Raw genomic sequence first — 4,221 nt, 5'->3', positions numbered from 1 at the left:
CCCCCGCCGCTCCGGCACCGGCCACCAGCGGCAGGACGGCCCCGCGCAGCCCGACGTTGACGTCCATCAGTTCGGCGTACACCTCGCGGCAGTCCGCGCAGCCGTCCAGGTGCTGGTCGACCCTGGCCGTGTCCCGTCTGGAGAGCCCGCCGCGGACGTAGGAGCCGAGCAGGCCGAGGGACGGACGGCAGGCCTCGGCGGCGTTCCCGCCCGCCAGGTGCATCTGGAGGTAGGCCTGGCGCAGACCCTCGCGCGCCCGGTAGGCCAGGGCGGCGACGCTGTTGGGGCGCATCCCGAGTACGGGCGCGGCCTCGGCCGGTTTGGCGCCCTCGATCTCGGTGTGCCACAGCACCGACTGCCAGCGTTCGGGGAGGGAGAGGAAGGCCCGGGCGATGAGGGAGCGCTCCAGCTCCTCCAGAGCCGGGTCGACGAAGGCCTGGGCGGGGACGAGGCCCTCCAGGTCGTCGGTGACGACCTGGCGCCTCTCACCGCGTCCGCGGTCGTAGGCGGCGTTGCGGACGGCGGTGAGCAGGTAGGGACGGAAGGCGTCCTCCGGACCCTTGCGGCGCTGGATGGCGCTGAGCACACGGGTGAAGGCCTCGGCGACGGCGTCCTCCACCTCCGCCTCTCCGCGCAGCAGCTGCCTGGCCAGGCCCCGGGCCGCTCCCGAGTGGCGTTCGTAGAGCGTGGCGTAGGCACCGGTGTCGCCGCCGCGGACCCGCCGAACGAGCTCACCGTCACCGGGCAGGTTCTCTGTGTGATTGCCGGGGACGTCGCTCACCCCGCGTCCTTTCTGGAGACAGCGCCACGGGCCAGAACGCTGGTTCGGCGGCGGGAGGATCACGTGCTCGGAAAAATATCCCGCATTCGCGTCATGGTCGCCACCGATCTCCGTAATCAGGGTGGGGGACGCCGTCCCGACGCCGTGTGGCCCCGTTCCGAGCGGCCCGGCGGGGGACGGCGGACCGACCGGACCGGTGTCTCGATGAGGGGACGAACCCGGCCGGTCGGGGACCCGCCGGACCGGTTCCCGGGTCCTCTGGCCCCGTGGGAGGGCGGCCCGGGACGGGCTGGCGGAGGGGTGCGCCCCACGGCGCACCGGAGGCGCGTCCGCGAGGGGAGGCGGGCGCGCCTCCTCCCCGTGTCATCCGACCACGGGCTCAACCGACCGCGCTGCGCGAGCCGTACGAGGAGCGGTCGTGACGGCACCGGGCCCTGTCGGGGAGCGGGAGTAGAGTGCTGGTGCGTTTCGGAGGATTCCGGACGAAAAGTGCTCGCCGAACCACGCCCGCCTCCATGGCATCGGACGGAACACACTCCCCCATCCGCCCCGGCTCGCGGCGCCCTGACGCCGCTACCCACGGAAAGCACCTGACGACACCCGGCAGGAGAGCCATGCAGCCCCCGTACCAGCCCGGCAGCGGACAGCCGGAGCACGGTTCCCCCTACACGGGATACGAGATCCGGCCCGCACGCCAGGAGTCCCAGGCCCAGCCCGGCCAGCGGGAGCCCGCCTACCCGACGCCGCCCGGCTACCAGGTTCCCCCCGCGCCCGCGTATCCCGCGCCGCCGCAGCCCTCCATGTACCCTCCGCCGCCGCAGCCCTCCATGTACCCTCCGCCGCCGCAGGCCCCCATGCACCCCACGCCTCACCAGTCCCCTTACGCACACGGCCACCCGGGGTACTACCCCCCGCCGCAGAACTGGCTTCCCCCGGTGCTCACCGACCCCGGGCAGTGGAGCCCGGAGAACCCCGAAATCGGTAGGACCGAGATGGGGGTGCGCTTCGTCGCCCGGATCGTCGACACGTTCGCCGTCGGCTGCCTCTGGTACGTGATGATGCTGCTGGGCACCATCATCAGCGTGATCATCGGCGGCGGCGAGATGGACGGCGGTCCCGGCGAGATCGCTTTCATGGTGACCGCCCTCTTCAACTTCTTCCTGCTGGCCATCGTGGTGGAGGCGCTCCAGGTCCGCTTGTGGGGACGGTCGGTCGGCAAGATCCTGCTGGGTCTGTGGGTGGTGCGCTCCGACGGCAGCGGAAGGGTCAAACTCGGTCGCGCGTTCGTGCGGGCGCTGCTCTACGCGCCGGGCATGAACCTGGTCAACTGGATCCTGCCCTGGTCGATCACCAACGTCCTGTGGCCCCTGCGCGACAAGAGGACCCGGCAGTGCCTTCACGACAAGGCCGCGGGCACGGTCGTCGTCCAGGTCCGCCGGTAACCGATGAGCCGTCCGGAGGGTCCAGTGTCGGCGGGGAGGTCCACGGAGCGAAGCCCGGCGTCGTCGAGCCGCCCGAGGAACCCGCGCTGATCCGCGCGCCCCGGAACGACGCCCACACCGCCGCGCCGGACCGGGAGACGGTTTCCGGTGCGCTGCTGGTCAGGCGGCCCGTGGAACGCACCGGCGTGCCAACCCGGGCGGACGTGCCCGCCCTGGACACCACCCTGGGCGGGCTCCGGGAGAGGATCGAGGAGGTCCGAGCCCGGGACGACGCCGGGGTCGTGGAGGACGCTCCGCGGGCGCCGGGCAGCGGCACGGCCCTCCACCACCGAGCGCCGCGGTCGTGACGAAGCGGAACGCCGCGGCCGGTGGTCGATCGGCTGCGGCGTCTCCCTCGTGGTCATCCGCGGGTCCGGCTGGCGTCGGTGGATCCCGGAGCAGCCGGGCGGGTGAACGCACTGTGTGGTGGTCCGATTCCGTGGAGCGGCAGAGGTCCATACTGTTCCGGAAGGGCCTTGGGCGCCGACGACCGTCCTGGTACCTTCACGCGATGAAGCGATTCGTGGGGTTCCTCATCGGCGCGGGTTTCGGCCTGGCGTTCGTCCTCGCCAACTCCGGCCCGCCGCTCGACCCCACCCTCGCCCTCGTACTGCGCGTCCTCGCGGTCGCGGCCCTCCTCGCGATCATCGCGCTGACGGTGGTCCTCAGCCGCGGACCCGCACCCGACACGGAATCCGCCCAGGGCGGGCCGCGGATGAGGTTCGGCGCCCTCTACGGTGTCGTCGTGGCCCTGGAGGTCGTCCTCATCCTCGGCGGCATCCGGGTGCTGCGCGCCATGGACGCGCCCACGCAGGCCAACGTCGCCTGGATCGCACTCGTCGTCGGACTCCACTTCCTCCCGCTGGCCCGGTACTGGCGGGCCCGTTCCATCCTGGGCGCCGCCGTCTACCTCTCCGTACTCGGCGCCGTCGGCCTGGCGATGGCCCTCACCGGCCATCCGGACTGGGTTCCCCTGGTCAGCGGCGTGGTCACCGGGCTCGGCATCCTGACCGGCGTCCTGGTCTCGCTCGTCCTCACGCGCCGGGCCGCCGGTACCGTCGACACCTCCCCGGCGTCCCCGTCGTAGGTCCCTAATCCTCCAGGCCGAAGAACGGCAGGCACGGCTCCAGCCCGGTCACGGTGACCGGAACGCTACGGTGCTCCTCCCAGGCCTCCCGGGTCAGCCGGTACCGGTGGGCCGCCACCCGCCTCCCCCGGACCTCGACCAGGTCGACCGCGTCCCGCTGGTATCCCAGGCGCTCCGCGACCCGCTCCGAGGCGGTGTTGCCCTCGAACACCGGCGACAGCGCGGCCACGGCGCCGAGCTCCGCGAAGGCCAGGTGCAGCACGGCCGCGCGCATCTCCGTGCCGATCCCCCTGCCCTGGTGGGCCCTCCCCAGCCACGAGCCGGTGCTCACCTGCCGCGTGACCGCGAAGTTCCTCCCCCTCATGTCCTGGATGCCCACCACGGCGCCCTCGTGGACCACGACGAGGTTGAGCCCCCAGTCCTCCGGTTTCCACGATGCGAGGACCCCCAGGTTGTGCTGGATGACGCCGAGCGCCAGCCGGTCCGGCGGCTGGTCGGTCCACGGTTCGACGAAGGGCATCGTGTCCGGGTCGTGGATACCCTCCGTCGCGACCTTGGCCAGGCTGGCCATGTCGTCGAGGTCCGGGATCCGCAGTTCGAGGCGCGGCGTGGTCAGCCGCAGGCCCAGCGTCGGAAAGTACTCGGTGATCATGCGCCGATTCTCCGGAGCCCGGTCCCGCCCTGTCACCCGGTTTTCCGGTGCGGCGTCACCGGCCACGCGCTCAGGCGCCGCCCCGCAGGTCCACCAGCAGTGCGGCCAAGGCCTCGGACGCGTCCTCCGGGGCCGCCTCGCGCACGGTCCAGCCGCGCATCCCGGCCAGGCGCGCCACGTGGCCCAGCGCCGGATCGGTGAGCAGGTAGCCGCACGGCGC

5 protein-coding genes and 1 pseudogene (1 of these 6 only partly in view) are annotated in these 4,221 nt (G+C 72.7%); 3 read left to right on the top strand and 3 right to left on the bottom strand.

From position 1 onward, the window contains the following. Nucleotides 1-781: sigma-70 family RNA polymerase sigma factor (locus tag D455_RS0112360; protein WP_017571038.1), on the bottom strand; the 781-nt coding region annotated here is incomplete at its 3' end. A gap of 614 nt (nt 782-1,395) precedes the next feature. On the opposite strand from D455_RS0112360, the gene D455_RS0112355 reads away from it, so the two are divergent. From D455_RS0112355 to D455_RS0112345, 3 genes are all read left to right on the top strand, one after another. Further along, nucleotides 1,396-2,223 carry an RDD family protein gene (locus tag D455_RS0112355; RefSeq protein WP_017571037.1) on the top strand — a complete coding sequence of 276 codons (828 nt, stop codon included), beginning with the start codon at nt 1,396-1,398 and terminating at the stop codon, nt 2,221-2,223. 185 nt (nt 2,224-2,408) lie between these two features. Beyond that, nucleotides 2,409-2,570 carry a hypothetical protein gene (locus D455_RS34155; protein WP_160167840.1) on the top strand — a complete coding sequence of 54 codons (162 nt, stop codon included), beginning with the start codon at nt 2,409-2,411 and terminating at the stop codon, nt 2,568-2,570. 203 nt (nt 2,571-2,773) lie between these two features. Next, nucleotides 2,774-3,349, top strand: a complete 576-nt coding sequence (locus D455_RS0112345) for a hypothetical protein (RefSeq protein WP_040684812.1) — start codon at nt 2,774-2,776, stop codon at nt 3,347-3,349. A 4-nt stretch (nt 3,350-3,353) separates the two neighbouring features. Here D455_RS0112345 and D455_RS0112340 read toward each other — a convergent pair whose 3' ends face one another. Then, entirely contained in the window at nt 3,354-4,001 is a 648-nt protein-coding gene (locus D455_RS0112340; RefSeq protein ID WP_017571034.1) for a GNAT family N-acetyltransferase, read from the bottom strand. Nucleotides 4,002-4,071: 70 nt separating this feature from the next. Then, a pseudogene (locus D455_RS30200) lies at nt 4,072-4,221 on the bottom strand (hypothetical protein) (it continues 442 nt past the right edge of the window).

The sequence above is a fragment of the Nocardiopsis halotolerans DSM 44410 genome (genome assembly GCF_000341065.1).
Lineage (GTDB): Bacteria > Actinomycetota > Actinomycetes > Streptosporangiales > Streptosporangiaceae > Nocardiopsis > Nocardiopsis halotolerans.
The sequence above is the reverse complement of the archived record's forward strand: the minus strand, read 5'-3'. Positions and strand labels throughout refer to the sequence as shown.

Bases quoted from the DNA above. Each gene is read 5' to 3' on its own strand.
- D455_RS0112355 (WP_017571037.1), top strand. From the start codon at position 1,396: ATGCAGCCCCCGTACCAGCCCGGCAGCGGACAGCCGGAGCACGGTTCC.
- D455_RS0112345 (WP_040684812.1), top strand. From the start codon at position 2,774: ATGAAGCGATTCGTGGGGTTCCTCATCGGCGCGGGTTTCGGCCTGGCG.
- D455_RS0112340 (WP_017571034.1), bottom strand. From the start codon at position 4,001: ATGATCACCGAGTACTTTCCGACGCTGGGCCTGCGGCTGACCACGCCG.